This window comes from Bradyrhizobium sp. Bra78 (assembly GCF_024519855.1).
In the GTDB taxonomy this organism is placed as follows: domain Bacteria; phylum Pseudomonadota; class Alphaproteobacteria; order Rhizobiales; family Xanthobacteraceae; genus Bradyrhizobium; species Bradyrhizobium japonicum_G.
On sequence record NZ_JALJRE010000016.1, the window covers coordinates 148,828 to 174,233 of the forward strand.

A 25,406-nucleotide genomic window follows, 5' to 3' on the forward strand; every position below is an offset into this window, starting at 1 on the left:
CGATGCAGGCTCTCACCGGGATGACAATGCCATGTCCGACATCATCAATTTCGGCGCGCTCCAGCTCCGCTTCCTGCAAAGCAAGGATGACACCGGCGGCAGCGTCGATATCTTCGAAATGACGCTGCAGCCGAATGCGCGGATGCCGATCCCGCACTATCACGACCGCTGGGACGAAACGATCTACGGGCTGTCCGGCGTCTCGACCTGGACGATCGACGGCAGGCAGACCGATCTTGACCCCGGAGAATCCATCTTCATCAAGCGCGGCATCGTACACGGCTTTATCAACCGTTCGACCGGGCCGGCGACATGCCTGTGCATCCTGAGCCCCGGGGTGTTGGGCCCGCAATATTTCACGGAGATGGCGGCGCTTCTGTCAGCCGGCACACCACCAGATCCCGCGAAGATGAAAGAGACGATGCTGCGCTATGGCCTGGTGCCGGCGCCGCCGGCGTGACACGCGCGAGAATGGGGACGGGCTGCCAAGCGCAGCCCGCCGGCACGTCTCGAAGGATCGCTTACGGCATCGCCAGATGCCAGGCACCGTTGAGAAAACCGTCGCCGGTGACGTCGCCGGGCTTGGTGTCCTTGGCGAAGGTGTAGAGCGGCTTGCCCTTGTAGGCCCACTGCTTAGAGCCGTCGTCGCGCGTGATGACGGTGTAGCCGTCGGCGGCGGTATCGCTGGCCTCGGCCTTCAGCACCGGCCAGTTTGTCGCACACGGGCCGTTGCAAGCCGATTTGCCGTCCGCGTCCTTGTCGAAGGTGTAGAGCGTCATGCCCTTGGCGTCGGTGAGCACGCTGCCCTTGTCGGTCTTGCCGGTCTTGGTCGGCGGCGCTGCGAACGCGGCGGGAACGATCGCGAGCGAAACGGCGAGCGTGAGCGCAAGGCGGATCGGGGATATCGTCATGGTCTCTCCTGTCATGCAATGGGCTTGCATGAGGTAGGACGCCGCCCGAGCCGTGGTATTCCTGAGAGCACGGCAAAGATATTTTTCGCTGCGCGCATCGTCGCATCGGAATAAAACGGGTTGAATGAGACCGACCGACATGAGCAAGCCGCATTGGCGTCCCGCGCACATATCCGACCTGCCGGCGATGAGTGCGATCGCGGCGCGCATCCATCCCGACCTTCCCGAGCGTCCCGAGGTGTTGGCGGAAAAGATGCGGCTCTATCCCGACGGCTGCTGCGTGCTCGCGGCGGACGATGCGATCGCCGGCTACGGCCTGTCGCATCCCTGGAAGCGGCAGCAGATCCCGCCGCTCGACCGATTGCTCGAACGGTTGCCCGGCGATGCCGATTGCCTCTATGTGCACGACGTCGCCGTACTGTCCGACTTTCGCGGCGGCGTCGCGCGCGACTATGTCGCAACCATCGAGAAGCTCGCGCGGGCATCCGGCATCGCGGCGCTTGCGCTGGTGTCGGTCTACGCCACGCGGCCGCTGTGGGAAAGTTTCGGCTTTCAGCCCGTCACGGCGGATGCAGAGTTACGCAGCAAGCTTGCATCCTACGGGGAAGGCGCAATCTACATGCTTCGTGATCTCGCCGCAGCGCCGCGTGCCGACATCTGAACTTCCGCGGCTGGAGTTCTAGCCGCGGTGTTTCTTCTTTGCCTTCTTTCCCGGTGCGCCCTTCACAGACCACGGCGTGACCGAGGGCTCTGCCTGGCCCGGCTTGTTCTTGTGCTTCTTTTTCTTCCCGAAGGCCGGAGCATCTTCGAATTTCGGCGCGCGCTCGCCGTGAGGCTTAGGGCGTGGCTTGAATTCGCTCGGCTCGCGCGCACGGTCCTGACGTTCACGACGATCACCGTCGCCGCTCTCGCCCCGAGGCGCGTGGGACCGCTCTTGCGAAGGCGCCTGCCGCTGCGGCGCGTCCGCCATCGGCTCGAGGCGGATATTGTCTTCCTTGTCCGGACGCTTGATCTTGACGGCGAAGGAATCGGCGACCCGCTCGGAAATCTCGAACTCGGTCGTGGTGTCCATGATCTTGATGGCGCCGATGTCGCCCTTGTCGATGCCGCCGCGACGGCAGATCATCGGCAGCAGCCAGCGCGCTTCCGCGTTCTTTTTGCGTCCGATGTTGGCGCGGAACCAGACGCTGCCGTCCGCCATGCCATGTTTCGACGATTTTCCCGATTTGGGTCGAGGCCTTTCGGGGCGATCGTCGCCGCGCGAGTTGCGGGCATCGTCGCGCGGTGCACGGACATTGTCACGCCCGCGATCGTCGCGCGGCCGGCTGCTGCGCTCGCCGGGATCGATGATGTCTTCGGGCGACGGCAGCCGCGCGCGATAGAGCCGCGCCAGCGCCGCGGCGATATCCTCGGCCGACCGCTCGGCCAACAGCGCCTGCGCCAGCACCAGATCGTCGGCGGTCGTCTCCTCCGTGAACAACACGTCCTTCATGCGCTCATGATCGAGCTTGCGGATTTCCTCGGCCTGCGGCGCCGTCCCCCAGACCGCGTCGATGCCCGAGAGATTGAGCAGCAGCTCGGCGCGCCGCCGTCGTGCCGGCACCACCAGCAGGACGCTTGTGCCCTTTCGGCCCGCACGTCCGGTGCGGCCCGAGCGATGCTGCATGACCTCGGCGTCGTTGGGCAGATCGGCATGAATGACGAGGTCGAGGCTCGGCAGGTCGATGCCGCGCGCGGCGACGTCGGTCGCCACACAGACGCGGGCGCGTCCGTCCCGCAAAGACTGGAGCGCCACGGTTCGCTCGTTCTGTGTCAATTCGCCTGACAACGCGACGACGGAGAAACCGCGCTCCAGCAGCGCCGCCTGCAGATGCCTGACGCCATCGCGCGTGCTGCAAAACACCAGGGCGCTCGGCGACTCGAAGTAGCGGAGCACGTTGACCACCGCATGTTCGACGTCGCCGGGGGCGACCCGGATGGCGCGGTACTCGATATCGGCGTGACCGCCTTCGTCGCCGGCGACCTCGATCCGGAACGCCTGCTGCTGGTACTGCTTGGCCAGCGCGACGATGCCGCGCGGAAACGTCGCCGAGAACATCAGGGTGCGGCGCGTGTCCGGCGTGGTCTTGAGGATGAACTCCATGTCCTCGCGAAAACCGAGATTGAGCATCTCGTCGGCCTCGTCGAGGACGACCACCTTCAATTCCGAGATGTCGAGGCGGCCGCGGCGCAAATGATCGCACAACCGGCCGGGCGTGCCGACCACGACGTGGGCGCCGGCCGCAAGCTCGCGCTGCTCGCGCCGCGGATCCATGCCGCCGACGCAGGAGACGACGCGCCCGTCGGCGTGCTGAAAAAGCCAGGCCAGTTCGCGATGAACCTGCAAGGCGAGTTCGCGGGTCGGCGCGACGATCAAGGCGAGCGGTGCGCCTGCGCGCGCGAAGCGCTCGGCGTCGCCCAGCAGGTCCCTGGCCATGGCGAGCCCATAGGCCAGCGTCTTGCCGGAGCCGGTCTGGGCCGAAACCAGGAGGTCGCGGTCGGCAGCCTCGTCCGCGAGCACGGCGAGTTGAACGGGGGTCGGACGGTCGTAGTTGCGCTCGGCCAAAGCTCGGGCGAGCGGCGGACTCATGGTCGGGAAAGACACGGGATAAAACCTTGGTTGGTCCAGGCGCGGAACGTCGAGCCGCGCGACCTGAAGCTGCGCAGGCGGCAAATGGTCCGGCCGCACGCGTGGTGATTTGATTTGGACGCTCTTTACGCCAAGCGCGGGCAAATCACCATGCCTATGACGCATGGCCTTGGCGCCATCGGGAATAAGCTTACCGGCCGCGTGACCCACTACATCCAGCGTTTTCCGGCCGATTTGCTGCATATAGCGGGATTCTGCGTCAAATCAGGTCCGGGGACCGCATAGCCAGGCAAGATCGCCCGATTGGCTGGCACCAAGTCTTGTCGCATCCGAAATTCGATCCCAGATCGTGCCTGACGAGAGAGCAACGGGTGAAACATGGCCGACAACATATCGCTTGCCGACAAGCTCGCGACCTTTGAGGACTTCTGGTCTCCACGGACGATCACGACCTTCAACGATTGCGACGTCATGGTGGTGAAGGTGAAGGGAGAGTTCACCTGGCACAAGCACGACGACACCGACGATTTCTTTCTCGTCCTCAGGGGTCGTCTGGACATCGAGCTGCGCGACCGCACGGTGACGCTCGGTCCGGGCGAACTCTACGTCGTGCCCAGGGGTGTCGAGCATCGCCCGGTGGCGCGCGAAGAGACTCACCTCCTGCTCATGGAGCCGACGGGCACGCCGAACACGGGCGACAAGGCCACCGCAGCGTTGCGCAAGCTCGCATAGAGGGGCAACGCGCCGGCCCTAATCCCGGGAGGTCACCAGCCTGCCGAAGCCGCCGACCAGCCTGCCTCTTGCCCGCGCGACAGCGTCCCTCGCCGCGCGGCTCAAGGCGCGGATGGCGCGCCAGGCTTCGGTCGCCTGCAGCCATGCCTTGACGTCGGTGAACTTGCCATAGGCCCAGGCGAAAGCCGGAATCCGCATCAGCTTGTCACGCGTGAGATGGAATAGGCGCTCGACCAGCACGAGCTTGAGCAGCTCGCCCACGATGAACGTCACAGCACCGCCCAAAACCTGTCCGGTTGCGGCAAGATAGGCCGCCACGGGCTTGATCGGCTCCAGAATGATCACGGGTACGGAAAACAGGGCGAGCGACGGATAAGGCGACAGCGATCTGATCCAGGCGCGCAATCGCCTGAATTGGAGATGCCGCCCGAGCCAGCGCGAGATTGGCCTCGCCACGGCCATGAAGACCGCATCCACCAGAAAGTAGATGGCGGCCAGGATGTAAGTGACGGGTTTCAGGATGCGCTTCACGATGAACTCTCCCGTCAACTCAAAGCCGGAACCTGGACCTAAGTTTCACCCCGGCGTGAATAACTCGCGGATTTTCGATGGAACTTTTCGGGCGCCGGTCCCGGTCTGCGCGGTTCAGAGCTCCGCGTAGACTTCCAGGAGATTGCCGTCGGGGTCGCGGAAGAACAGCGTGCGATGCCCGAAGGACTGGTTCGTCGGCGGTGACAGCAGCGCCACGCCCTGCCGCACCAGCTCATCGGCGCACGCATCGACTCCGGCTGCGGACACCTTGAAGGCCAATTGCAGCGAGGCAGTGCCGGTCGGGATCGGCGCATCGGCGGCGGTCCGGCCTGGCTTTGCGAGAGCCAGCGTGTTGCTGCCCAAGCCGTACTCGATCCAGTTCGGCGAGAGCTCCCGCAGCAACGGAAAGGCGAGGATATCCTCGTAGAAGCGTCGCATCGCCACCATGTCGCGCACGAAGACGACGGTGTAGTCGATCGCGCGGATGGCGCGGAAGGGCGAACTGGTGCGGTGGTCGGGTTCGGTTGTTTGTTCGTTTGTCATCTCGTTCCAAACTCAGTCTCTTAGCCTGCATGAGCGAACCGATATGCGGGAACGTTTGATCCACAAACACCCCGGATATCGCATCGCTCATCCGGGCCACAAAACCTTATTCCACCAGTTCCGGCCATGGCACGATCGTCGACTTCACCGTCTTCATCGCCATCGCATCCCTCACCGCTTGCGCGACGCCCTCTTCCGTGAACGGATAGATCGTCTGCATCTTCAGCCAGGGGTATTTGCCCGCCGTGCGATAGAGCATGTCGACGCCGAGCGGCAGATCGTTGCCGGTAAAGCCCCAGGAGCCCAGCACGTTGAGGTCCTTGGTGCAGATGCGGTGCCAGGACGTCTCGATCGAGCCGGCATCGGTGAACTGGCCCATCTCGACATAGGTGCCGCCGTCGCGCAGCATCTCGATGCCTTCGGGACCGGCGGTCGGATGTCCCGAGCAGTCCATCACCAGATCGGCGCCGAAGCCGCCGACGATGTCGCGCACGCGCGCGATACGATCTTGCGGTGTCTTGAGCTCCTCGATGTTCACCGTCGCCTCCGCGCCGAACTCGCGGGCGAGCTTGAGCCGCGGCTCCTCCGGCGCGCCGACGCAGATCACGCGCCCTGCTCCCATCTCCCGCGCGGCCGCGACCGCCAGAATGCCGATCGGACCTGAACCCTGGATCACCACCGTGTCGCCCCAGCTGAAACCTCCGGCACGGGTCGCGCGGTTGAAGGCGCGGATACAGGAGGTCAGCGGCTCGGACAGTGCGCCCAGCCGCAGCGACATGTCGTCGGGCAGCTTGTAGATCTTGGTGCCCGGCAGCATGTCGAGATCGACATAGACATATTCGGCCCAGCCGCCCCACATGTGAGGCGCCATCTCGAAGCCGAGATAGCGGCCGTAATAGACCGGCGTCAGGCATTTGTTGGCGGTCTGCGGGTAATGGATGCAGTAATAGCAGCGGCCGCAGGGCATCAGCGGCGGGATCATCACTTTCGATCCGACCTTGAGCGGCTTGCTCATGAAGTCCTCGGTGAACTCGTCGCCGCATTCGACGATGATTCCGCCGAGTTCGTGGCCGAGCGTGAACGGCCAGGGCAGCGGCTTCGGCCAATGCCCTTTGAGGATGTGAAGATCGGTGCCGCAGACCCCGCAGGCACCGACCTTGATCAGCGCGGCCTTCTTGCCGACCTTCGGCCACGGCACGGTGCGGATGACGGGCTCCGAGCCCGGTCCTGCGTGGGTGCAGACGCGGATCTGGTCCATGGTGTGTCCTCGATGCCCGTCTGTTATGATTGGTGGTGCGGGCGTGAGGCGAAGCGTATGTGAGATGCGCGGTCGTGCCAAGGTGCGGCAGTTCGAGGGCAACGCCGATGCTGCGTGATTGTCGAAACGAGGATGCCGAGGCGATCACGCGCGTCGCGCCCGCAGCGTTCGCGGAGTTCGAGCAGCATTATTCCGACTGGCCGATGTTCTCCGCCAATGTCGCAAGGATACCGGAGCTGGCCAAGACCGGCGAGATCATCGTCGCCGAAGATGACGGCCAGATCGCCGGCGCCGTAGCCTATGTCGGTTCGCAAGCCCCGAAGCCGGCCTTCTTCGAGCCGGCCTGGCCGATCATCCGCATGCTGGTGGTCGATCCGGCCACGCGCGGCAAGGGCATCGGCCGGCAATTGACCGAAGAATGCCTGCGCCGCGCCGAGCGCGACTAGGCGCAAGTCATCGCGCTGCATACGACGCCGATCATGACGGTCGCGCTGCCGATGTATCTGCGGATGGGATTTACCTGAGTTCGCGAGGCGCCGGATATTTTGGGCGTGCCCTACGCGTTTTACGTGAGGCCTGTGGCGTAGGCTACGGCGCCTGCCCGTCGCAACGGTGGAATGTGTGGCGGCGATGCATGGCTGATCTCCAGGCACACCCAAGTGTCTTGAGCGACAGATCGCCAACGTGTATGGCCGCAAGAGTCCCACCCAGGTGATCGCTTGAACCCCCTCCCCCAAAATCCCGTGGTCGCGTCCGGCTCGTTCGCGGCGATGAAGTCGGTGCCCTACCGCCTTCAGTTCATCGCCTACGTGCTGGCGATGATGGCGGACAATATCGAGCATGTGATCAGCTACTGGGTGGTGTTCCGGAAATTCCATTCCCCGACGTTGGGTGGTTTTGCCGTGCTGTCGCACTGGCTCCCGTTCCTGCTGTTCTCGGTTGCCGTCGGCGGGCTCGCCGACCGGTTCGATCCGCGCCGCATCATCCAGTGCGGCATGCTGCTGTTCATTGTGGCCTCCGCGGGATGGGGCTTCTTCTTCATCACCGACACGATCCAGATGTGGCACGCGATGCTGCTGCTGGTGATCCACGGCTGCGCCGGCGTGTTGTGGCAGACGCCGAACTAGCTCCTGCTCTACGACCTCGTCGGGCCCGCCGATCTTCCGAGCGCGGTGCGGCTGAACGCCATGGCGCGCTATCTCGGCATCCTGGTCGGGCCCGCCGTCGGCGGAATCATCATGCTGACGCTGGGCACCTCGCACGGCATCATCTTCAACACGCTGTTCTACCTGCCGATGCTGCTCTGGCTGTTCTGGGCGCCGGTGCGCGACAAGAGCGTCGCGGTGCGGCGCTTCGCGGTGCGCGGCCTTGCCGACATCACGCTGACGATCCGCGCCATCGGCACGCAGCCGGTGCTGACGGCGATGACGTGGCTCGCTGGCCTCACCTCCTTCATGATCGGCAATGCCTATCACGCCCAGATGCCGGGCTTTGCCGGCGATCTCGGCCATGGCGATCCCGGCGTCTCCTACAGCGTGCTGCTCGCGGCTGACGCGGCCGGTGCGCTGCTCGCCGGCATCGCGCTGGAATCCTGGGGACGCCTCAAGGGCACGCCGCGCACAGCGATCATGCTGGCGATGCTGTGGAGCGTGACGCTGCTCGGCTTCGCCGCGGTGCGGATTTATCCGGTTGCAATCGTGCTGCTGTTCTTTGCGGGCTTCTTCGAGCTGTCGTTCAACACCATGGCGCAGGCGCTGGTGCAGTTGAATGCACCGCATGACATCCGCGGCCGCGTCGTCGGCCTCTACAACATGGCGGGGCTCGGGATGCGGGCTTTCAGCGGCATCACGGTCGGGCTGTTCGGCGCGGCGATCGGCATTCACTGGTCGCTCGGGCTCTCGGCCGCGGTGCTGCTGGCGCTGCTGTGTCTCCTCTACGGGCGCGCGACGAGAAAGAGGGCCAGTTGACTCCGGCGTCTCGCCACCGCACGTTTGCACAGGGCTTGGGGAGATGAGGCGTTGCGCAATCGCTGGGGCATTCTTGCGATCCTGTTCGTCGTTCGCCTCACCATCGCGTTCCAGTTCCAGAGCGTGGCCGCGGTCGCGCCGCTGCTGCAACAGTGCTTCGGCGTCGGGCTCGCCGATATCGGCATTCTGATCGGACTTTATTTCACGCCGGGCGTGGTGCTGGCGCTGCCGGGCGGCGCGATCGGCCGGACCCTCGGCGACAAGCCGACGACCATCGCGGCGCTGCTGCTGATGACGGCCGGCAGCCTCGTCATGGCCGCAACCGATGTGTGGGGCTGGCAGATGGCAGGCCGGCTCGTCTCGGGCGCCGGCGGCGTGCTGCTGACGGTGCAGCTCACCAAGATGGGCACCGACTGGTTTGCGGGCAAGGAGATCGCCACCGCGATGGCGATCTTCGTCAACTCCTGGCCAGCCGGCGTTGCGATCTCGCTGCTGGTGCTGCCGGCGATCGGCACGGCCTATGGCGCAAGCGCGGTGTTCCTGGCGGCGGGCGCACTCACTGCAATCGGGATCGTGCTGATCACACTCTATCAGCCGCCGCCGGGGGCAACGGCCAGCGCGACCGGCTCCGGCCGGCTTGATCCCCTCGCGCTGCTGGCGGTGATCGTCGCGGGCGCGATCTGGGGTCTCTACAATGTCGGCTTCGCCATGATCTTCTCGTTCGGCCCCTCGCTGCTGGTCGAGCGCGGCTGGAGCATCGCGGCGGCAGGATCGGCAATCAGTCTCGTGATGTGGCTGTCCGTGATCTCGGTGCCAACAGGCGGCTATCTTGCCGATCGCTTCAAGCGGCCGTTGGTGCTGGCGATCGCAGCCAGCCTCATCGTGGCCGGGCTGCTGGCCTGGCTGACCCGCTCGGACGCGGTGATCACGATCCTGGTCCTGATCGGCCTCATCGGCGGCCATCCGGCCGGCCCGATCATGAGCCTGGCCGCCCGCGTGCTCGGCCCGGAGACAAGGGCGATCGGGATGGGCGTGTTCTACACGCTGTTCTATGCCGCGATGATGCTGGGACCGGCGGTGGCGGGCCGGCTCGCCAAATCGGCCGGGACCGCCGCGGTCGCGCTCGACCTCGGCGCGCTGACGGTGCTGGCCTGCCCGCCGCTGATGTGGCTTTTCGAGTGCATCGTGTCTGTCCGTAGTCGACGCGCCCAATCCTAACGCGGCATTAACCCTGTGCACCTTAGGGTCGTGCCGGACTCCGCCAGGCGGGGGGTCGGGTTGTGAAAATGGCGTTGGCGAACAAAAAATTTCTTCCGGCCGCCGAGGAACGTCGGCGTTTCCAGCGGGTGAAGGTTCACCTGCTCGGCCGCTATATGCTGCCGGACCGCCGTGAATTCCCCTGCCAGGTGATCAACATGTCGCCGGGCGGACTGGCGCTGCTGGCCCCCGGCATCGGCAATGTCGGCGACCGCGTGGTGGCCTATCTCGACCATATCGGTCGCGTCGAAGGCAAGATCACCCGCATCATCGACAACGGCTTCGCCATGACGGTCGGCGCGACGCCCCGCAAGCGCGACAAGCTGGCCGCCCAGCTCACATGGCTCGCCAACCGCGACATCCTCAATTTGCCTGAGGACCGCCGCCACGACCGTATCGTGCCGCGCAACCCGATCGCGGTGCTGACGCTCGAGGACGGCACCAAGATGACCTGCCGCATCATCGATCTCTCGCTTTCGGGCGCGGCGATCGCCGCGGAGAACCGGCCGCCGCTGAAATCGACGGTGCTGCTCGGCCGCGTGCAGGGCCGCGTGGTCCGAAACCTCGAAGACGGCTTCGCGCTGGAGTTCGTGCACGCGCAGCCGATCGAGACACTCGAAGAGAGCGTTACCGCGCGGTAAAGCGCGACAGCGCCAAAACCACTGTATTTCGAGCCTTGAAGGCGGCCTCCGCAATGCGGACGCCGCCTTTTTCGTGCACGTGACGCGCCCGGCGCGGGTTAACCCGAGGGCTGCGCAAGCGCGCAAACAACGGTTCCAGCAGCGTTTCCGCGTTAACACATAAAATTTGAATCAATTGCGGTCATTTCAAATTTTACGAGAATTCGATTCAAGTATAGATCGAATTCGCTGCGTCTTTTACTTGTATTCGTCTCGACTTGACTTGGCTGACTTAGCGGCAACTCAAAAGCTCCCTGCGCAATGTGGTCCCAACAAGAAACGGGGGCCGCAATGTTGGACTTCAGGGGACAGGGGAAGGGCTTGGCGCTGGCCGTCATGCTCTTCGGGATCGGCGCGACGGCGCAGGCCGGTGAGAACCGGCTGCTCTACGCGAGCCTCGGCGACACCACGCGCGCGCCGATCGGCTGGGTCGAGTTCTGTGCGGAGAATTCTGCCCAGTGCCAGGGCGCACCGACGCAGGCGCGCGACATCGTGATGTCGCAGGCCGCATGGCGCGACCTCGTCAAGGTCAATCGCTGGGTCAACGAGACCGTCAAGCCTTTGACCGATCAGGAGCACTGGGGCGTGATCGAGAAGTGGTCGCTGCCGACCGATGGTTACGGCGACTGTGAAGACTACGTATTGCTGAAGCGCAAGATGCTGATTGATGCCGGTTGGCCGCGCCAGGCCCTGCTCATCACCGTCGTGCGCGACAAGAAGGGCGAAGGACACGCGGTGCTGACGGTGAAGACCGACAAGGGCGAGTTCGTTCTCGACAATCAGAACGAGAACGTCGTTGCCTGGACGGAGACCGGCTACCGCTTCGTCAAGCGCCAGTCGCAGAGCGATCCCAACGTCTGGGTCTCGCTCGGCGATACCAAGCCGGCGGTCTCCACCGCCAGCGCAAGAGATCAGTAGCGACAAACGAAAGAGATACGCGACCCGGTCACATCCCCACCCCTCCCCGTCCCAGACCGGTTCGCGCGCGGCCAGCCATCCCCCAATGGCTGGCCGCAACTTTTTTTGAGGATGCGCGATCAGGCCTGCTGCGTTTGCCGCGACCACGGCACGCGCGCCGCGGTGAAGTCGCGCCAGGTGCCTTGCAAGGAAGGCTGCACGCCGGCCGATGCACGCGCCTGCCAGCCGGTGATCGCAGCAGCAGCAATGGCGCAGTTGGGCTCGGCGCCGAGCCCGTCGAGCAACGATGCCGTGACCGCCATGTCGTTGAAGGCGCCAAGTTCCTCCTGCAAGCCGGCGAGCCGGTGCGAGAATTTTCGCGCCGATTTGCCATCCGCGAACAGCGGCAGCAGGAACTCGCCGAGATAGCGCAGCCGCTTGGTCGCGAGCCGGACCCGGTGCAGCTGTTCGGCGGGAAGCGACTTGAAGCGGCGGCCGCGCTTGAGCACCTTGGCATATTGCGCCGACAGGATGCGCTGCGCGAAGTCGATCGCGGGCTCGGCGAGCTGGCCAAGATCCTCGGTGGCGACGTCGTTGCGCCAGCCGCGCGCCTCGATCCAGTTACCGAGACCGATCAGGAAGATGGCGCAGCGCCGATCGTCGAGCGCATCATGCGCCTTGCGATAGGCATCCGACTGGCGCCCGGCCGCAAGCCGGTCCAGCGCATCGAATCCGGCGATCGAAGGGCAGGCTTTTGCGATCGTCGGCAAGGTGTCGAGCCGGAACACATCCCAGTCGCGCGCGGCGGACAGATCCTGCGCCAGCCATTTGGCTTCCGTCCGCAACGTGTCGAGATTGCTCAGCGCCCCCGCCGATCGCATCAGATCCAGCACCGACCGGAGCCGGCGCAGCGAGACGCGCAGCTGATGGATTCCTTCCGGATTGCGGCCATCCTCGGCGGCCGGCAGCGACTGGAGCAGATGGAGGAAGCAGGAGCGCAGGATGGTGGCGAAAGCCTCGTCGAGCGTGACCGACGCATCGAGGCGAAGCTTTCGCGGGCGTCGCGCCGACGGCGGCTTGCCGGCGGCAAGATCGAAGCCGCGTGCCGACTTGGTCCGGATCGACGGCTTCACCGCCCCGTGCTCGGCAAGCCGCAGCGCGATCTCGTAGATCGTGCTCGCGCTACCGCTCTTCAGCTCAAGTTCGATCTCGCTCACGGGCAGCGAATTGTCGTCGGCCGTCAGCTCGCCCAAGTCGAAGGCGATCTCGACCGTGCCGGACGGCAGGTCGATCATCCGCGCATGGCGATGGATGTCGGCGGTGAAGACCGCTTCAAGGGGCTGCGCTTCCAGATGGCCGCGAAGCTTCTCCGGAATGAAGGGCATCGCCAGAGCAAGATCAGGCGCAAGCGACGGCACGCTCGCCTCCCACTCGCCGCGACGCAGCGGGTCGTCCGCCGCATCGGTCTTTACGGTCTGCACGAAGCGGGCGCCGCTCCGACGTACGCGCAGGCTCAATCCGTTGCGCCGAAGTGTCCGCTCCGGCGTGTCATAATAGACCGACTTGAGACGCTTGCGCGTGCCCTTGCTGCGCGCGTTCATCGCGATCACGGGCGCGGCGTTGAAATGCGCCATGCGGTCGGCATCGACGAGAAGCTTGAGCTCGATCTCGCCGGCGGCACGCGCGGCAGCGCTCGACTGGCGTGGTTCTTGTGCCGGCTCCGCGTCTCGCGGTGGCATCTGATCAACCACAGCGCCCTCGACGATCACAGGTTCCGCGGCGAGTTCGGCGGGTTCAAGCTGCCTGAGGAAGCCGGCGCCGATTTGCGTTCTCTTGTCGTCCTTAGGAACAGGATTCCGATCCGGCGCGCTCATGGTTTTGCGAGCCGGTGTAGCGTCTGATTTCAACATTTCCGGTGACATGACAGTTCAATGACAGAACGTCAGCATATAGCCGGTACGGCCCGGGAGGAATAGTAACGTTACATCGCAACGCCCTGTCATAATTCGGCGCGGCTGACGAATTAAATTGCCGACGCGTACAGTAAGCGGTCGAATGACTAGCGAATCTCACGGTTCCCGAAACCAAGATGAACGCGTCAGCGAGCTTGACTCATTCGAGCCGGAGATCGCGTCCGGTTCACAGCGAAGAAAGTCGGGCGACGACGACCGGCGGTAAGAGCCGCCAAGCAATCGCGCGCTCACGCGCCCAGCACATCCGCGAGCCGCAGCTCGTCGGCGGCGGGATCCTTCAGGAACAGCTCGGCCTCGATCTCGTTCAGATGCGACAGCATCTGCGCGCGCGCAGCCTGCCTGTCGCGCTTGCGGATCGCGGCGACGATGCCGGCGTGATGGTCAGTGCCGCAGGCCGGCGTGTCGTGGCGGCGGTAGAGCAGGATGATGAGCGAGGAGCGCGCAATCAACTCCTTCAGGAAGCCGAGATAGATGCTGTGGCCACTCATCTCGGCGACGAGACGGTGAAACTCTCCGGAGAGCCGGACCGAGGCACGCGCGTCGCCGCGCAGTTCGGCTTCGCGTTCCTCGGTGAGATGTTGCTGGAGACGATCGATCCAGGCCGGCGACATCGCTTCAACGGCGTGATCGACGATCGTCGGCTCGATCAGGCGGCGCGCCTCGAACACCTCGCGGGCATCCGCGGGCGTCGGTCGCGCGACGAAGGCGCCGCGGTTCTTCTCGATGTTGACGATGCCCTCATGCGCGAGTTGCTGGAGCGCGGTGCGGACCAGCGTGCGGCTCGCGCCGTAGATCTCGCCGATCTCGTCCTCGCCGAGCTTGGTGCCGGGCAGCAGACGATGCTCGAGGATCGCCGCGGTCATGCCCTCCCGGATACGGCTGACGCGATCGCTCGCATCTGGCGCGTCGGATTTCGGGCGAATCTTGGCAGCCATCAGTTCGAGGGGTTGGGGTTGAGGGCTCGGCGACGTTCAGCCACGAATGTTAGTCGACGAGCTGTATCCAATCACAGGCGAAACTTTATACAATCTGCGCCCGTTTTGTGTGCAGACCGCGGTGCATGCGGCGGACGGCCCGGATCCGGCGGATTCGATCTAACGATTTGACTCCGCTGCACTGTTTCGGAATTCGGCCGGCCATGGGCGATTGGCATGGACCTTGCGGAGAGAGGCGAAGCATCGCCCTCGCCCCCGGACACGCCATGGCCACTCCCGCCGCCCTCGAACTGGTCTCCGTCACCAAGCGCTACGACACGACGCTGGCGGTCGACACCGTCAATTTGAAGATCCCGGCCGGCACCTATTGCTGCCTGCTCGGCCCGTCCGGCTGCGGCAAGACCTCGACGTTGCGCATGATCGCCGGTCACGAGGCGGTCAGCGAGGGCGACATCATCCTCGGCCCGCAGAACGTCACCGATCTCGAACCTGCCAAGCGCGGCACGGCGATGATGTTCCAGTCCTATGCCCTGTTTCCGCACCTCACCGTGGTCGATAACGTCGCGTTTGCCCTGAAGATGCGCGGCGTCGACCGGGCGACGCGGCACAAGCGCGCCGGCGAGTTGCTGGAGCTGGTGGCGATGACCCCTTATGCGGCAAGGCTTCCCGCCCAGCTCTCCGGCGGCCAGCAGCAGCGCGTCGCGCTGGCCCGCGCGCTGATCACCGAGCCGCAAATCCTCCTGCTCGACGAGCCGCTATCGGCGCTCGATCCGTTCCTGCGGGTGAAGATGCGCGGCGAGTTGAAGCGACTGCAGCGCGAGCTCGGCATCAGCTTCATCCAGGTCACCCACGGCCAGGAAGAAGCGATGGCGCTCGCCGACCACATCGTCGTGATGAACCAGGGCAGGATCGAGCAGCAGGGCTCGGCCCGCGACATCTTCCACCATCCCCGCACCGAATTCGTGGCCCGCTTCATCGGCGGCCACAACGTCCTCAGCGACGCCGGCAAACTCATCGCAGTGCGCGCCGATCAGCTCGGCATCGTGCCGTTCACTGACGGCGCGTACGGTGCGCCCGCGCTGCTGACCCAGACCGAGTACCAGGGCTCCTACATCGCCGTCTCGCTCACGCTCGAGGACGGCACCGCCCTGTTCTGCCACCTCCCCGAGGCCGCCTTCGACGTCCACCCGTTCCGGCCGGGCGATCGCGTGCTGGCCACCTGGGATCCCGCCAAGGCGCAACGCCTGCAATAGCGCCGAACAATCAACGGAATGCGCAACAGAGGAGTGACTGACATGACCGAAACGACCGGGAAGAAGGGCTTCAGCCGCCGCACGCTGCTCAAGGGCACCGCGGGTCTCGCCGGCCTTGCCGCCGGCTCCGGCGCCATCACCGGCTTTCCCTATGTAAAGTCGGCCGAAACGAAGGTGCTGCGCTATCTCGGCACCGCCGTGAACGAGGGCGACGACATCTCCAAGCAGTGCCTGAAGGACACCGGCATCAAGATCGAATACATCACCGCAACCACCGACGACGTCACCAAGCGCGTGATGACCCAGCCGAACTCCTTCGACGTGCTGGACACCGAATATTTCTCGCTCAAAAAGCTGGTGCCGTCGGGCAACATCCTTGCCCTCGACGCCAAGAAGATCAAGGAATTCGACAACATCACGCCCGTCTTCACCAAGGGCCAGACCCCCGGCGGCAAGAAGATCGGCAACCAGGGCACCGCGCCCTGGAAAGTGCTCTATCTCGAAGGCAAGGACTCCAAGAAGTTCGCGACGTCGGCGACCGAATTCGTCACGTTGATCCCGACGGTCTACAACGCAGACACGCTCGGCATCCGCCCCGACCTGATCAAGCGCCCGATCAGCTCCTGGTCGGAGCTGCTCAATCCCGAATTCAAGGGCAAGGCCTCGATCCTCAACATCCCCTCGATCGGCATCATGGACGCCGCGATGGTCGTGGAAGCCACCGGCAAGTACAAATATGCCGACAAGGGCAACATGACCAAGGAGGAGATCGATCTCACCATGAAGGTGATGACCGAAGCCAAGAAGGCCGGCCAGTTCCGCGCCTTCTGGAAAGACTTCAACGAGAGCGTCAACCTGATGGCATCAGGCGAAACCGTGATCCAGTCGATGTGGTCGCCGGCGGTGACGAAGGTGCGCTCCATGGGCATCGCCTGCACGTTCCAGCCGTTGAAGGAAGGCTACCGCTCCTGGGCGTCGGGCTTCTGCGTCTCCAAGGGCGTCTCGGGCGCCAAGCTCGAATGGGCCTATGAGTTCGTCAACTGGTTCCTGTCCGGCTATGCCGGCGCCTATCTCAACCGCCAGGGCTACTACTCTGCCGTGCTCTCCACCGCCAAGGCGCATATGGAGCCCTACGAGTGGGCGTACTGGATGGAAGGCAAGCCGGCCGAGAAGGACATCAAGGCGCCCGACGGCTCGCTGCTGGAAAAGGCCGGCGCGGTGCGCGACGGCGGCTCCTACGAAGACCGCATGGGCGGCGTGGCCTGCTGGAACGCCGTGATGGACGAGAACGACTACATGGTCCGCAAGTGGAACGAGTTCATCGCGGCGTAATTTGATGGACACGTCGGAAGACATCCTGCAACAGGCCCCCCCGGGATTGATCCCGGGGTCGGGCACAGCGCGCGCCGCAAAGCCGACGCGCCTGTCGCCGTCCTTCATCTCCTGGCTTCAGGCCGGGCCGATGATGCTGGTGTTTCTCGCCTTCTTCCTGATCCCGCTCGTCTTCGTCGTCATCGTCTCGTTCTGGGACTACAATGAATACCAGTTGCTGCCGGCCTTCTCCGGCCGCGGCTACACCGACACGTTCGAAGGCTGCATCGCGCAGCTTCCCGATCTCTGCACCATCGCCAGGACCTATCTGATGACCTTGAAGCTGTGCTTCCTGGTGTGGGTCATCACGCTCTTCATCGGCTTCTGGGTCGCCTATTTCCTCGCCTTCCACGTCAAATCCAAGACCTGGCAGATGGGATTGTCGCTGCTCTGCACGATCCCGTTCTGGACCTCCAACGTGATCCGCATGATCGCCTGGATTCCGCTGCTCGGCCGCAACGGCCTCGTCAATTCCGGCCTCGTCAAAACAGGGCTGATCAACCAGCCGCTGGAATGGCTGCTGTTCTCCGAATTCTCCGTGGTGCTGGCGCTGGTGCACCTGTTCACCTTCTTCATGGTGGTGCCGATCTTCAACTCGATGGTGCGCATCGACAAGTCGCTCATTGAAGCCGCCTATGACGCCGGCGCGACCGGCTTCCAGACGCTGGTCAACGTCATCATCCCGCTCGCAAAGCCCGGCATCGTGATCGGCTCGATCTTCGTCATCACCATCGTGATGGGCGACTTCATCACCATCGGCGTGATGGGCGGCCAGCAGATCGCCGCGGCCGGCAAGATCATCGAGACGCGGGTGAACGCGCTGCAGTTCCCGGCCGCAGCCGCCAATGCCGTGATCCTGCTCGTGATCACCTTCCTGATCATCACCATGATGTCGCGCATCGTCGACATCAAGAAGGAGCTCTAGAGCATGAAGGAAGGACGCCCGCGCTCTTTCTACGTGCTCGCGATCTTCTTCGCGGCCTACACGTTGTTTCTCTATGGCCCGATGATCGCGATCTACGTCCTGTCGTTCCAGGGCCCCCAGGGCGGCCTGACCTTCCCGATGAACGGCGTGTCGACCTTCTGGATCGCAAAACTGTTCCAGGGCACCGGCATCGTCGATCTCGGCGCCGCCTTCCGCCGCTCGCTGCTGCTCGGCATCATCGTGATGATCGTCACCGTCGTGCTGTCGGTCGCCGCCGGCATGGCCTTCCGCCGCAAGTTCAAGGCGCAAAGCATCCTGTTCTACTCGGCGATCGCGAGCCTCATCGTTCCCTCGATCATCACCTCGCTCGGCATCTCGCTTGAATTCCGCATCATCGACGACCTGATCAAGGCCCACTGGAACGAGAACTTCGAGACCTCGATGGGTCTGCTGACGTCAGGACTCGGCGCGCATCTGACCTGGACGCTGCCATTCGGCCTGCTCATCATGTTCGCGATCTTCAACCGCTTCGATCCCCGGCTCGAGGAAGCCGCGCGCGATCTCGGGGCGACGCCGTGGCAGGCCTTCCGCCATGTCGTGCTGCCGATCATCCTGCCCTCCGTGATCGGCATCGGCCTGTTCGGCTTCACGCTGTCCTGGGACGAACTCGCCCGCTCCAGCCAGGCGATCGGGGCGGTGAATACATTGCCGCTCGATCTGCAGGGCCTCACCACCACCGTGACGAACCCCGACATCTATGCGCTCGGCACCGTGATCTCAGCCGTTTCGTTCACGGTGATCACGCTTGCGCTCGGCACCATTCACGTGCTGAACAAGCGGCAGGCGGCCAAGGGCTCGGACGCCGGCAAAGGGCTTGTCTGATCTGATGCGACTTCACGTCGTCAATCCCAACACCACCGCGTCGATGACGGCGAAGATCGCGGCCGCGGCGCGCGCGGTCGCCCTGCCGGGCACCGTGATCGACGCGCGCCAGCCGGCGATGGGCCCGGTTTCGATCGAGGGATTTTACGACGAGGCCTTTGCCGTGCCCGGCATGCTCGGCTGCATCCGCGAGGCCGACCGTGACGGCGCGGATGCGCACATCATAGCCTGCTTCGACGACACCGGGCTCGACGCCGCGCGGGCCGCAGCCAGGGTGCCGGTGATCGGCATCGGCGAAGCCGGCTTCCACATGGCAAGCCTGATCGCGGCGCGCTTCGCCGTGGTGACGACGCTCAATGTCTCCATCGTGCCGATCGAACATAATTTGCGGAATTACGGCCTCGCTGAGCGCTGCGCCCGCGTCCGCGCCGCCGAGGTGCCGGTGCTCGCGCTCGAAGAGCGCAACGCCGATGCCATCGGCAAGATCTCCGCGGAGATCACGGCTGCAATCCGCGACGACCGCGCAGAGGCCATCGTGCTCGGCTGCGCCGGCATGTCCGATCTCGCCGCCGAACTCGCCGACACGCACGGCCTGCCCGTGGTCGACGGCGTCGCGGCGGCGGTCACGCTGGCGGAATCGCTGGTGCGGCTGGGACTGACGACGTCGCGGCTCGGGCCCTACGCGGCGCCGCGGTCGAAGCCCTATTCCGGACCGTTTTCGCCGTTTCAGCCGTGATCGCTGCCCTGGCCGGGTATTCGGAAGCCTTAAGGCCTCCTGATTGCTGGTTTTTTCGCGCTTAGCCTCTTTTTGGTCCCATTCCTTGCCGAAACGTAGCGCTTTCGGGACGCCCCGGCCGCCCAAGGGTTGCCGGTCTTCGCAACGCACCAAGTTTCAATTTGGGTTTTGTCAGCGATGATCGATCTCGCAGAGGACACACGGTCCAACCCCCTTCTTCGCCTCGGCGCCCAGCCCATCGCGCTGACCGCCGCCGCCCTCCTCCTGCTCATCACCGGCGTGACCTCGATCGCGATCTGGCGGGCCTATACCGGCGCAATCCCCGAGACCGACCGGGTGGTGGCGTCGCGGCAGCTCCAGGCCCGCACCGCCCAGGCCTCCGAGCAACTGGTCGAGAAGACCAAGGGGCTGGAGGCGACCCAGCAGGAATCGATCGACCAGCTTCAGGTCGTGCAGGATCAGCTCACGACGATGAAGCGGCTGATGGCGGCGCAGCAGGCCGACAACAAGCGCCTGTCCGAGCAGGTCGCCTCGCTGAACGAGTCGATCGACAGTCTGCGGCAGTCCTTTGCCAGCGCCCGGGCGACCGAGACGGAGGCCCCCTCGGTTACCCGCAGGAAACCGGTGCGGCACCGCGTCCAGGCCAGCACGCGCAAGCGTTCGCGCGGCTGAGAGGCTCGCGACGCGACTTTAAATTCTTCGACTTGTGAACTGGATCACATTCGCCCGTATGATTCCGCGCGATGCTTGCCGTTACCGGATGGCGTGAGCCGATTTCAATGTCCGGGGCTGGCAAGGTCGTTGACGGTATACTGCGTCAACGACCTTGTTTTTTAACGGGTCATTCGCAGACGTCGACGCGACGGAATCGCCATCCCGCAGGCGTCATCACCCGCCTCCGGGCGACGTAGCAGCCGCCATAACCATCGTCGTAGCCGGTACCATAATAGTAGGGGCTGCCGTAATAGGGGTAGCCGTAGCCGTAATAGCCGCCGTAGTAGCCGGCGCCGGCAAGACCCGCTCCGATCGCAACCCCGGGCCAGAAGCCGCCGCCGTGCCAGTGGCCGCCATGGCCCCAGCCCCCGCCGTGCCCGAAACCCCGCGCCTGTGCCGCCTGCGGTGCCGACAGTCCGACCGCCGCGACGGCCAGCGCCGCCAAGATCATCTTGCGTAACATCACTTGATCCTCTGCGTGGATACGCTCCACCGCTCCAAAGCAGGACCAAGCTAATCACCTTGGGGCGTTCCGGACAGCCTCGCTGTCTCACTTCCCCGCGAGCATCAGCAGCCTCGACAGATGCTCTTGAGCTTCTTGTCGAGCGTGCGGTTCTCGGCATTGACGGCGGCGTCGGTGGATCCGCCTGCACCGGTACCGGTGGTGGCTCCGGGGGCGGCATTCGTTCCGGATGATTGCGCCGTACCCAGGCTGTTGGTCCCGGGCGGAGGTGCCGCAGAATTGGCGACACCCCCGGCCGATCCCGCAGAGCCGCCGGTCGCTTGCGCGAACGATACGGCCGGCATCGCCGCAAGGCCGAAGATGACGATCATGATCTTGATTGAACGGGCTGCGGACGATGGTGCCATTCGGATTCTCCTTTCCCGATCAACCGCCGCAGCGATCACCGGTTCCGGAACAATTGCCGTCGGTTCAGCTTGAACAGGGAGAGTCACGATCATGCGAAAGCCGATCGTGTTCGACGCGGCAAACCGGAAAGGCGAAATCAGGATGACGGATCGCGATCCTTTTGCAGAGGGCGAACGCGCCGCGCAGGAAAACATTCCGGCAGAAGCCAATCCCTACTCGGACGGCAGCGACGAACACGCGTTGTGGGCCGCCGGTCACGAGAAGGTCGCGGGCGCAATCGAAGCGCGCGAATCCGAGCGAAGCTGACACGTTGCTCCGGATGGCGCGCGCCGGTGGCTATGCGGCCGCCACCATCGTCTCGGTCCGGTCCTCGACCATGGTCACGAACATGTGGGACTCTTCACCGGCGCCGCCGATCTGGACACGGCGGGCGGAGATCACGCGCCGCCCTCGCGTGGGATTGTCGATGGTGTCGATGATCGGCTCGAGCTGCTGCTTCTGCGCCAGAAGCTGCCGGTCGCGCCGCTCGATCAATTCGGCCGCTTCGGCGGAAAACAGCTCCCGCGCGGTCTTGCCGATGATCTCGCCACGCGACATGCCGATCATCTTCTCGGCGGCCTTGTTGACGAAGACATAGCGCAAATTGCGTGCATCCTTGGCGATGATGCCTTCGGCCACGTTCTCGATGATGGTGGCGAGGAAACGCTCCATTCGCTCCAGGATGCGCTGGCGCTGACGTTGTTCGGTGACGTCCTCCTGCACCGAGACCCAGCCGCCACCGTCCATCGGACGCTCGTAGATCTTGATGATGCGGCCATCGTTCAGGGCGACCTCGTAGGCCGCGGGCTCGCGCTTGGCGATCCGGTCGACAACCGCCGCGACATATTTCACGACGTCGCCGGTGAACAACCCGCTCTTGACCCGGTGCTGGAGAATCTCCTCGAGCGTCGATCCCGACTGGATTGTCTCGGGCAGATTGTAGATCCGCCGGTAGTTGGCGTTCATCGCGACCACATTGGCCTTGCCGTCGAGCATGATCAGGCCCTGCGGCATGCTGTTGATCGCGGCCGACATCTGCCACTTCTTGGCCTGGTACTTGTCGTTGAACTTGTCGCGCTCGGTCATCGCCGCATCGCGCGCCTGCGCGGTGCCGAGCTCGATCTCCTCGAGCTCGAAGATGCGCGCCACCGCGTCGCGGAAGTTCTGCACGGCGCGCGCAAGATGCCCGATCTCGTCGTGACGGCGCAGATGCGGCACCTCGCTCTTGACGTCGCCTTGCGCGACCCGGTCGGTCGCCTGGGTGATCTCGGCCAGCGCTCCCACCACCGAGCCTCGCATCACGACGACGTTCAGCCCCGCGAGCAGCAGGGCCGCCAGACCGAGCGCGAACAGATAGGCCGCGGCATATCTGTTCTCGTTGGCGAGATCGTCCGCCTCGCGGGCACGTTGCCCGTAAATTCTCTCGAGCGTCTCGAGATCGCTGTTGAGCTTGTTGCGCAACGTCCGGTTGGCGTCGTTGTCGCCCCATTCGCGCGCCGCCGCCGGACTGATCTCCAGGCCGCGCCGTACCAGCTCCTGGCGAAACTCGACGAATTGCGAGATGCGCTGGCGGAAGGCGGCAATCTGTTCGGCGTCGTCGTCACCGACTGTCCGCTCCATGTTCTTCACCGCCGCAGCGAGCTCGCGGTTGCGCCTGAGCAGCCCGTCGGCGAACTGCTTCATCGCGGCCCGATCGGCGGACATGTAGATGCCGCGCGATTCCATCACGATGGCGTAGATCAGCGCGTTGATGCGGCCGACGTTGATGGCCGCCTCGGCGGAGGTGGCGTGCATGTGGCGATAGGTCGTCTGCAGGCGGACCGACTGGATCGACATCACGAGCAGGAAGGTGGTGACGATCGCCAGGAAGCCGGCGATGCTGTAGACCTTTTCCGCCACGCTCAGCGTGTCCGTGCCGCGCGCGAAACGAACGAATTTCTTCAATAGTCTGGTTCCGGCGTCGAGGCCGGATCCCACCGCCGCAGCGTCCATAGCGCCGCTCCTCTTGATTGAGAACGCACCACGATACCAGTCGTGGCGCTAGCGGAGCCTTAAAGTTCTCGGCGGTATTGTTACGGTATGGAACCGCGGCATCTCACCCGATCCGCTTCAGGCCCTTCGTGAATCGCGGGCCATTGGCGACGTAGAACCTGGCCGCGCTCCCCATCTTCTGCACCTGGGCGTCGTCGAGCGTGCGGATGACGCGCGCGGGCGAGCCGATGATCAGCGAGCGTTCGGGGAACTCCTTGCCCTCGGTGATGACGGAGCCGGCGCCGACGATGCTGTTGCGCCCGATCCTGGCGCCGTTCATCACGATCGAGCCCATGCCGACGAGCGCGCCCTCCTCGATGGTGCAGCCGTGCAGGATGACGTTGTGGCCGACGGTGCAGTTCCTGCCGATGTGAAGCGGAAAGCCGAGATCGGTGTGGCAGGTCGAGCCGTCCTGCACGTTGGCGCCCTCGCCGATCTCGATCCACTCATTGTCGCCGCGCAGCACCGCGCCGAACCAGACGCTCGCCCCCGGCTTCAGGCGCACGCGGCCGATCACGGTGGCGGTCTCCGCGATGAAATAATTGCCGTCGGCGGGAAGATCGGGCGCCTGCCCGTCGAGCTCGTAGATCGCCATGAGGGTCTCCTGTCACGTCGAGACTGGCATAGCGAAACGGCGGCCTGGACGCAAAGGGGGCGGCCCTTCAGGTCAGAACGCCGGCCGCGCGCAGCGTCATCAGGAAGAAGGTGCCGCTCATCATGCTCCAGAAGCCGGCGATGACGGTCGCCATCATCACGAATTCGACGCGACGGCTTTCCACGCGCATGCCGCGCAGCGTATTGCGCATGATGATGAAGGGCGCCGCGAACACCAGGAACGGCACCGCGGCGAAGGTCTTCGGCGCCACGCCGTCCTGCAACAGGCCGAAGCCGGCGGGCCGCTGCGCGACCGCCTGGTATCCGCTCACGAGCGCGCCCGCGAGCGCGAAACCGATGCAAATCGAGAAGAAGGTATTGAGAGCCTCAGGTGTCATCGGAACGGTCCGCCCTTACGCAACGCCGGAGTCTTCCTGTGACAAATGGCGCTGGTTAACGCTACATTATCCTTAAGGGAAGGTTAACGCCGCCGGCCATCTGGCGCAGGTCCCCCTCCCTTCTCCGCGGCCCCCCCGGTGCTGCGCGAAATCGCCGCCGCGTGGCATATTCGCAGCTGATTCGTCGGCCACCGGCCGACTGCTTCTCCGGTCGCGCGGCTCATGACGGTGTTTTCGGCAACCTCCCCTCAGTCTTCCCGGATGCGCACAAGGGCGCATGTCGTCCCGATCGTGCTCGGCGGCATGGCCGCATTGTGCGCTGTCGCTCTCGTCGCGTACCTGCTGTGGCCGACCTGGGGCACGAGCGGCGCGAACGGCCCCGACAAATTGCCGGTGAGCGTCGGCGGCACGCTGTTCAACCTGCCGCCGACGGCGATCCGCATGAAGATCCAGCGCCACTCCGGGCCGCAGGAGCGCATCGATCTCGACTTCCTCTATCCCTCGCTGGAACCACCGGGCACACCGAAGCACGTCACCGCCGACACGGTGGAGGCGGCGATGCAGCCGATCGACCGCATCTTCCTGTCGATCGCGGCGCATCACGATGCACTCGCCCCCGAACAGCGAACGGCCACGATCTATCCGCGCTATCTCGACCAGGCCGCGACGATGCCCGAGGACGGACTGACGATGCGGATGTTCCGCGCCGACACGCCTTACGGCAACGAGGACTTCTATTCCGCTGCGAGCCCCGCGCTGGCCGCGCGGTGCACGCGCGATGCGGCAACGCCGGGCATGTGCCTCTCCGAGCGCCGCGTCGGCGGCGCCGACCTCACCTTCCGCTTCCCCCGGAGCTGGCTGTCGCAATGGCGCGATGCGGCGGAGGCGATGGACCGGCTGACGGCGCAGCTGCGCGGGCCGAGGAGCTGAGCCTCCCTGCCCTGCCGCGAGACCAACTTGCCGAACGGGCTGAAGGGACCAACGAAAAAAACATCGAAACAACCCCATGCACAGTAGCCAAGTCGCGGGGGCTTCGTATTTTTCGAATTCAACTTGACCCGTCGGGCAAAACGGGAGCATCATGTCGTCAGGGACAAATCAATTGAACGACACGGTCGCACATCTGTCGCCCGGCGCCCAGTTGTCTGGACGGCCGCAGGGATGTGTGACTGATATCACTGATAGAAAATTGCGTTTGGCCATTCTGCAAATAATCTGACGCTCTTGCATTCGGGGGCTGGAATGCGGCTTCGGCTGTTTGGTTTGTTGATTGTTGCGA

The 25,406-nt window shown here is 64.6% G+C and carries 28 protein-coding genes and 1 pseudogene; 16 read left to right on the forward strand and 13 right to left on the reverse strand.

Annotation, left to right across the window (positions count from 1 at the left end):
• Window positions 1–31 precede the first annotated feature (31 nt).
• Window positions 32–460, forward strand: a complete 429-nt coding sequence (locus OC450_RS29440; RefSeq protein ID WP_211385100.1) for a cupin domain-containing protein — start codon at window positions 32–34, stop codon at window positions 458–460.
• A gap of 61 nt (window positions 461–521) precedes the next feature.
• Here the strand turns inward: OC450_RS29440 and OC450_RS29445 are convergent, their stop codons facing one another.
• The gene (locus OC450_RS29445) at window positions 522–911 is read right to left on the reverse strand and encodes a hypothetical protein (RefSeq protein WP_256807833.1); all 390 of its coding nucleotides are present in this window, start codon (window positions 909–911) and stop codon (window positions 522–524) included.
• A gap of 139 nt (window positions 912–1,050) precedes the next feature.
• Between OC450_RS29445 and OC450_RS29450 the strand changes: the two genes are divergently transcribed.
• Window positions 1,051–1,572 carry a GNAT family N-acetyltransferase gene (locus tag OC450_RS29450; RefSeq protein ID WP_211385102.1) on the forward strand — a complete coding sequence of 174 codons (522 nt, stop codon included), beginning with the start codon at window positions 1,051–1,053 and terminating at the stop codon, window positions 1,570–1,572.
• An 18-nt stretch (window positions 1,573–1,590) separates the two neighbouring features.
• On the opposite strand, the gene OC450_RS29455 is transcribed toward OC450_RS29450, so the two are convergent.
• A complete protein-coding gene (locus OC450_RS29455; protein WP_262049178.1) occupies window positions 1,591–3,540 on the reverse strand; it encodes a DEAD/DEAH box helicase in 1,950 nt (649 codons plus the stop codon).
• A gap of 378 nt (window positions 3,541–3,918) precedes the next feature.
• Here OC450_RS29455 and OC450_RS29460 point away from each other — a divergent pair, with 378 nt between their 5' ends.
• Window positions 3,919–4,272 carry a cupin domain-containing protein gene (locus tag OC450_RS29460; protein WP_211385103.1) on the forward strand — a complete coding sequence of 118 codons (354 nt, stop codon included), beginning with the start codon at window positions 3,919–3,921 and terminating at the stop codon, window positions 4,270–4,272.
• An 18-nt stretch (window positions 4,273–4,290) separates the two neighbouring features.
• On the opposite strand, the gene OC450_RS29465 is transcribed toward OC450_RS29460, so the two are convergent.
• The 3 genes from OC450_RS29465 to OC450_RS29475 form a co-directional block, all read right to left on the reverse strand.
• Complete coding sequence (locus tag OC450_RS29465; RefSeq protein WP_211385104.1) at window positions 4,291–4,803, reverse strand: hypothetical protein; 513 nt, start codon at window positions 4,801–4,803, stop codon at window positions 4,291–4,293.
• Between the two features lie 114 nt (window positions 4,804–4,917).
• Complete coding sequence (locus tag OC450_RS29470; RefSeq protein ID WP_262049169.1) at window positions 4,918–5,346, reverse strand: VOC family protein; 429 nt, start codon at window positions 5,344–5,346, stop codon at window positions 4,918–4,920.
• 106 nt (window positions 5,347–5,452) lie between these two features.
• On the reverse strand, window positions 5,453–6,604 hold the full coding sequence (locus OC450_RS29475) for a zinc-binding dehydrogenase (RefSeq protein ID WP_211385106.1): 1,152 nt from the start codon (window positions 6,602–6,604) through the stop codon (window positions 5,453–5,455).
• A 107-nt stretch (window positions 6,605–6,711) separates the two neighbouring features.
• Between OC450_RS29475 and OC450_RS29480 the strand changes: the two genes are divergently transcribed.
• From OC450_RS29480 to OC450_RS29500, 5 genes and pseudogenes are all read left to right on the forward strand, one after another.
• A complete protein-coding gene (locus OC450_RS29480) occupies window positions 6,712–7,050 on the forward strand; it encodes a GNAT family N-acetyltransferase (protein WP_262049170.1) in 339 nt (112 codons plus the stop codon).
• Window positions 7,051–7,323: 273 nt separating this feature from the next.
• Window positions 7,324–8,571, forward strand: a pseudogene (locus OC450_RS29485) (MFS transporter).
• A gap of 51 nt (window positions 8,572–8,622) precedes the next feature.
• Window positions 8,623–9,789: a CynX/NimT family MFS transporter gene (locus OC450_RS29490; protein ID WP_262049171.1), complete on the forward strand. Its 1,167-nt coding sequence runs from the start codon at window positions 8,623–8,625 to the stop codon at window positions 9,787–9,789.
• A 68-nt stretch (window positions 9,790–9,857) separates the two neighbouring features.
• Entirely contained in the window at window positions 9,858–10,469 is a 612-nt protein-coding gene (locus OC450_RS29495) for a PilZ domain-containing protein (protein WP_094895511.1), read from the forward strand.
• Window positions 10,470–10,799: 330 nt separating this feature from the next.
• Entirely contained in the window at window positions 10,800–11,426 is a 627-nt protein-coding gene (locus tag OC450_RS29500) for a transglutaminase-like cysteine peptidase (protein ID WP_211385108.1), read from the forward strand.
• A 119-nt stretch (window positions 11,427–11,545) separates the two neighbouring features.
• Here the strand turns inward: OC450_RS29500 and OC450_RS29505 are convergent, their stop codons facing one another.
• Together OC450_RS29505 and OC450_RS29510 are read right to left on the reverse strand one after the other, a co-directional pair.
• Window positions 11,546–13,315 (reverse strand): CYTH and CHAD domain-containing protein, encoded by a 1,770-nt coding sequence (locus OC450_RS29505; RefSeq protein ID WP_262049172.1) that lies wholly within the window; start codon window positions 13,313–13,315, stop codon window positions 11,546–11,548.
• A gap of 290 nt (window positions 13,316–13,605) precedes the next feature.
• Entirely contained in the window at window positions 13,606–14,313 is a 708-nt protein-coding gene (locus OC450_RS29510; protein ID WP_256807841.1) for a GntR family transcriptional regulator, read from the reverse strand.
• A gap of 266 nt (window positions 14,314–14,579) precedes the next feature.
• Between OC450_RS29510 and OC450_RS29515 the strand changes: the two genes are divergently transcribed.
• The 6 genes from OC450_RS29515 (at window position 14,580) to OC450_RS29540 (ending at window position 20,152) form a co-directional block, all read left to right on the forward strand.
• The gene (locus OC450_RS29515) at window positions 14,580–15,566 is read left to right on the forward strand and encodes an ABC transporter ATP-binding protein (protein WP_262049173.1); all 987 of its coding nucleotides are present in this window, start codon (window positions 14,580–14,582) and stop codon (window positions 15,564–15,566) included.
• A 42-nt stretch (window positions 15,567–15,608) separates the two neighbouring features.
• A complete protein-coding gene (locus OC450_RS29520; protein WP_262049174.1) occupies window positions 15,609–16,898 on the forward strand; it encodes a PotD/PotF family extracellular solute-binding protein in 1,290 nt (429 codons plus the stop codon).
• Window positions 16,899–16,902: 4 nt separating this feature from the next.
• The gene (locus OC450_RS29525) at window positions 16,903–17,862 is read left to right on the forward strand and encodes an ABC transporter permease (protein ID WP_211385113.1); all 960 of its coding nucleotides are present in this window, start codon (window positions 16,903–16,905) and stop codon (window positions 17,860–17,862) included.
• A 3-nt stretch (window positions 17,863–17,865) separates the two neighbouring features.
• Window positions 17,866–18,744: an ABC transporter permease gene (locus OC450_RS29530; RefSeq protein WP_211385114.1), complete on the forward strand. Its 879-nt coding sequence runs from the start codon at window positions 17,866–17,868 to the stop codon at window positions 18,742–18,744.
• Between the two features lie 4 nt (window positions 18,745–18,748).
• Window positions 18,749–19,480 carry an aspartate/glutamate racemase family protein gene (locus tag OC450_RS29535; RefSeq protein ID WP_211385381.1) on the forward strand — a complete coding sequence of 244 codons (732 nt, stop codon included), beginning with the start codon at window positions 18,749–18,751 and terminating at the stop codon, window positions 19,478–19,480.
• A gap of 177 nt (window positions 19,481–19,657) precedes the next feature.
• Window positions 19,658–20,152 carry a hypothetical protein gene (locus OC450_RS29540; RefSeq protein ID WP_211385115.1) on the forward strand — a complete coding sequence of 165 codons (495 nt, stop codon included), beginning with the start codon at window positions 19,658–19,660 and terminating at the stop codon, window positions 20,150–20,152.
• 169 nt (window positions 20,153–20,321) lie between these two features.
• Here the strand turns inward: OC450_RS29540 and OC450_RS29545 are convergent, their stop codons facing one another.
• Both OC450_RS29545 and OC450_RS29550 read right to left on the reverse strand, forming a co-directional pair.
• The gene (locus tag OC450_RS29545; RefSeq protein ID WP_211385116.1) at window positions 20,322–20,657 is read right to left on the reverse strand and encodes a hypothetical protein; all 336 of its coding nucleotides are present in this window, start codon (window positions 20,655–20,657) and stop codon (window positions 20,322–20,324) included.
• Between the two features lie 104 nt (window positions 20,658–20,761).
• Window positions 20,762–21,064 (reverse strand): hypothetical protein, encoded by a 303-nt coding sequence (locus OC450_RS29550; RefSeq protein ID WP_211385382.1) that lies wholly within the window; start codon window positions 21,062–21,064, stop codon window positions 20,762–20,764.
• 91 nt (window positions 21,065–21,155) lie between these two features.
• Here OC450_RS29550 and OC450_RS29555 point away from each other — a divergent pair, with 91 nt between their 5' ends.
• On the forward strand, window positions 21,156–21,371 hold the full coding sequence (locus OC450_RS29555; RefSeq protein WP_211385392.1) for a hypothetical protein: 216 nt from the start codon (window positions 21,156–21,158) through the stop codon (window positions 21,369–21,371).
• A 30-nt stretch (window positions 21,372–21,401) separates the two neighbouring features.
• Here the strand turns inward: OC450_RS29555 and OC450_RS29560 are convergent, their stop codons facing one another.
• From OC450_RS29560 to OC450_RS29570, 3 genes are all read right to left on the reverse strand, one after another.
• Entirely contained in the window at window positions 21,402–23,096 is a 1,695-nt protein-coding gene (locus OC450_RS29560) for a PAS-domain containing protein (RefSeq protein ID WP_211385117.1), read from the reverse strand.
• Window positions 23,097–23,199: 103 nt separating this feature from the next.
• Complete coding sequence (locus tag OC450_RS29565) at window positions 23,200–23,730, reverse strand: gamma carbonic anhydrase family protein (protein WP_211385118.1); 531 nt, start codon at window positions 23,728–23,730, stop codon at window positions 23,200–23,202.
• A gap of 67 nt (window positions 23,731–23,797) precedes the next feature.
• Window positions 23,798–24,127, reverse strand: coding sequence for a DUF6949 family protein (locus OC450_RS29570; RefSeq protein WP_211385119.1), 330 nt, complete (start codon window positions 24,125–24,127; stop codon window positions 23,798–23,800).
• A gap of 222 nt (window positions 24,128–24,349) precedes the next feature.
• On the opposite strand from OC450_RS29570, the gene OC450_RS29575 reads away from it, so the two are divergent.
• Window positions 24,350–25,057, forward strand: coding sequence for a hypothetical protein (locus OC450_RS29575; protein WP_262049175.1), 708 nt, complete (start codon window positions 24,350–24,352; stop codon window positions 25,055–25,057).
• Between the two features lie 157 nt (window positions 25,058–25,214).
• Here OC450_RS29575 and OC450_RS29580 read toward each other — a convergent pair.
• A partial coding sequence (locus OC450_RS29580) for a hypothetical protein (RefSeq protein ID WP_262049176.1) occupies window positions 25,215–25,406 on the reverse strand: 192 nt, incomplete at its 5' end.

What these genes read in the sequence shown, in the direction of transcription:
- OC450_RS29540 (WP_211385115.1), top strand. Translation starts at nt 19,658, where the DNA reads ATGATCGATCTCGCAGAGGACACACGGTCCAACCCCCTTCTTCGCCTC.
- OC450_RS29450 (WP_211385102.1), top strand. Translation starts at nt 1,051, where the DNA reads ATGAGCAAGCCGCATTGGCGTCCCGCGCACATATCCGACCTGCCGGCG.
- OC450_RS29565 (WP_211385118.1), bottom strand. Translation starts at nt 23,730, where the DNA reads ATGGCGATCTACGAGCTCGACGGGCAGGCGCCCGATCTTCCCGCCGAC.
- OC450_RS29440 (WP_211385100.1), top strand. Translation starts at nt 32, where the DNA reads ATGTCCGACATCATCAATTTCGGCGCGCTCCAGCTCCGCTTCCTGCAA.
- OC450_RS29530 (WP_211385114.1), top strand. Translation starts at nt 17,866, where the DNA reads ATGAAGGAAGGACGCCCGCGCTCTTTCTACGTGCTCGCGATCTTCTTC.
- OC450_RS29555 (WP_211385392.1), top strand. Translation starts at nt 21,156, where the DNA reads ATGCGAAAGCCGATCGTGTTCGACGCGGCAAACCGGAAAGGCGAAATC.
- OC450_RS29570 (WP_211385119.1), bottom strand. Translation starts at nt 24,127, where the DNA reads ATGACACCTGAGGCTCTCAATACCTTCTTCTCGATTTGCATCGGTTTC.
- OC450_RS29515 (WP_262049173.1), top strand. Translation starts at nt 14,580, where the DNA reads ATGGCCACTCCCGCCGCCCTCGAACTGGTCTCCGTCACCAAGCGCTAC.
- OC450_RS29535 (WP_211385381.1), top strand. Translation starts at nt 18,749, where the DNA reads ATGCGACTTCACGTCGTCAATCCCAACACCACCGCGTCGATGACGGCG.
- OC450_RS29545 (WP_211385116.1), bottom strand. Translation starts at nt 20,657, where the DNA reads ATGTTACGCAAGATGATCTTGGCGGCGCTGGCCGTCGCGGCGGTCGGA.
- OC450_RS29480 (WP_262049170.1), top strand. Translation starts at nt 6,712, where the DNA reads ATGCTGCGTGATTGTCGAAACGAGGATGCCGAGGCGATCACGCGCGTC.
- OC450_RS29475 (WP_211385106.1), bottom strand. Translation starts at nt 6,604, where the DNA reads ATGGACCAGATCCGCGTCTGCACCCACGCAGGACCGGGCTCGGAGCCC.
- OC450_RS29470 (WP_262049169.1), bottom strand. Translation starts at nt 5,346, where the DNA reads ATGACAAACGAACAAACAACCGAACCCGACCACCGCACCAGTTCGCCC.
- OC450_RS29505 (WP_262049172.1), bottom strand. Translation starts at nt 13,315, where the DNA reads ATGTTGAAATCAGACGCTACACCGGCTCGCAAAACCATGAGCGCGCCG.
- OC450_RS29495 (WP_094895511.1), top strand. Translation starts at nt 9,858, where the DNA reads ATGGCGTTGGCGAACAAAAAATTTCTTCCGGCCGCCGAGGAACGTCGG.
- OC450_RS29520 (WP_262049174.1), top strand. Translation starts at nt 15,609, where the DNA reads ATGACCGAAACGACCGGGAAGAAGGGCTTCAGCCGCCGCACGCTGCTC.
- OC450_RS29575 (WP_262049175.1), top strand. Translation starts at nt 24,350, where the DNA reads ATGACGGTGTTTTCGGCAACCTCCCCTCAGTCTTCCCGGATGCGCACA.
- OC450_RS29460 (WP_211385103.1), top strand. Translation starts at nt 3,919, where the DNA reads ATGGCCGACAACATATCGCTTGCCGACAAGCTCGCGACCTTTGAGGAC.
- OC450_RS29455 (WP_262049178.1), bottom strand. Translation starts at nt 3,540, where the DNA reads ATGAGTCCGCCGCTCGCCCGAGCTTTGGCCGAGCGCAACTACGACCGT.
- OC450_RS29525 (WP_211385113.1), top strand. Translation starts at nt 16,903, where the DNA reads ATGGACACGTCGGAAGACATCCTGCAACAGGCCCCCCCGGGATTGATC.
- OC450_RS29510 (WP_256807841.1), bottom strand. Translation starts at nt 14,313, where the DNA reads ATGGCTGCCAAGATTCGCCCGAAATCCGACGCGCCAGATGCGAGCGAT.
- OC450_RS29500 (WP_211385108.1), top strand. Translation starts at nt 10,800, where the DNA reads ATGTTGGACTTCAGGGGACAGGGGAAGGGCTTGGCGCTGGCCGTCATG.
- OC450_RS29445 (WP_256807833.1), bottom strand. Translation starts at nt 911, where the DNA reads ATGACGATATCCCCGATCCGCCTTGCGCTCACGCTCGCCGTTTCGCTC.
- OC450_RS29550 (WP_211385382.1), bottom strand. Translation starts at nt 21,064, where the DNA reads ATGGCACCATCGTCCGCAGCCCGTTCAATCAAGATCATGATCGTCATC.
- OC450_RS29560 (WP_211385117.1), bottom strand. Translation starts at nt 23,096, where the DNA reads ATGGACGCTGCGGCGGTGGGATCCGGCCTCGACGCCGGAACCAGACTA.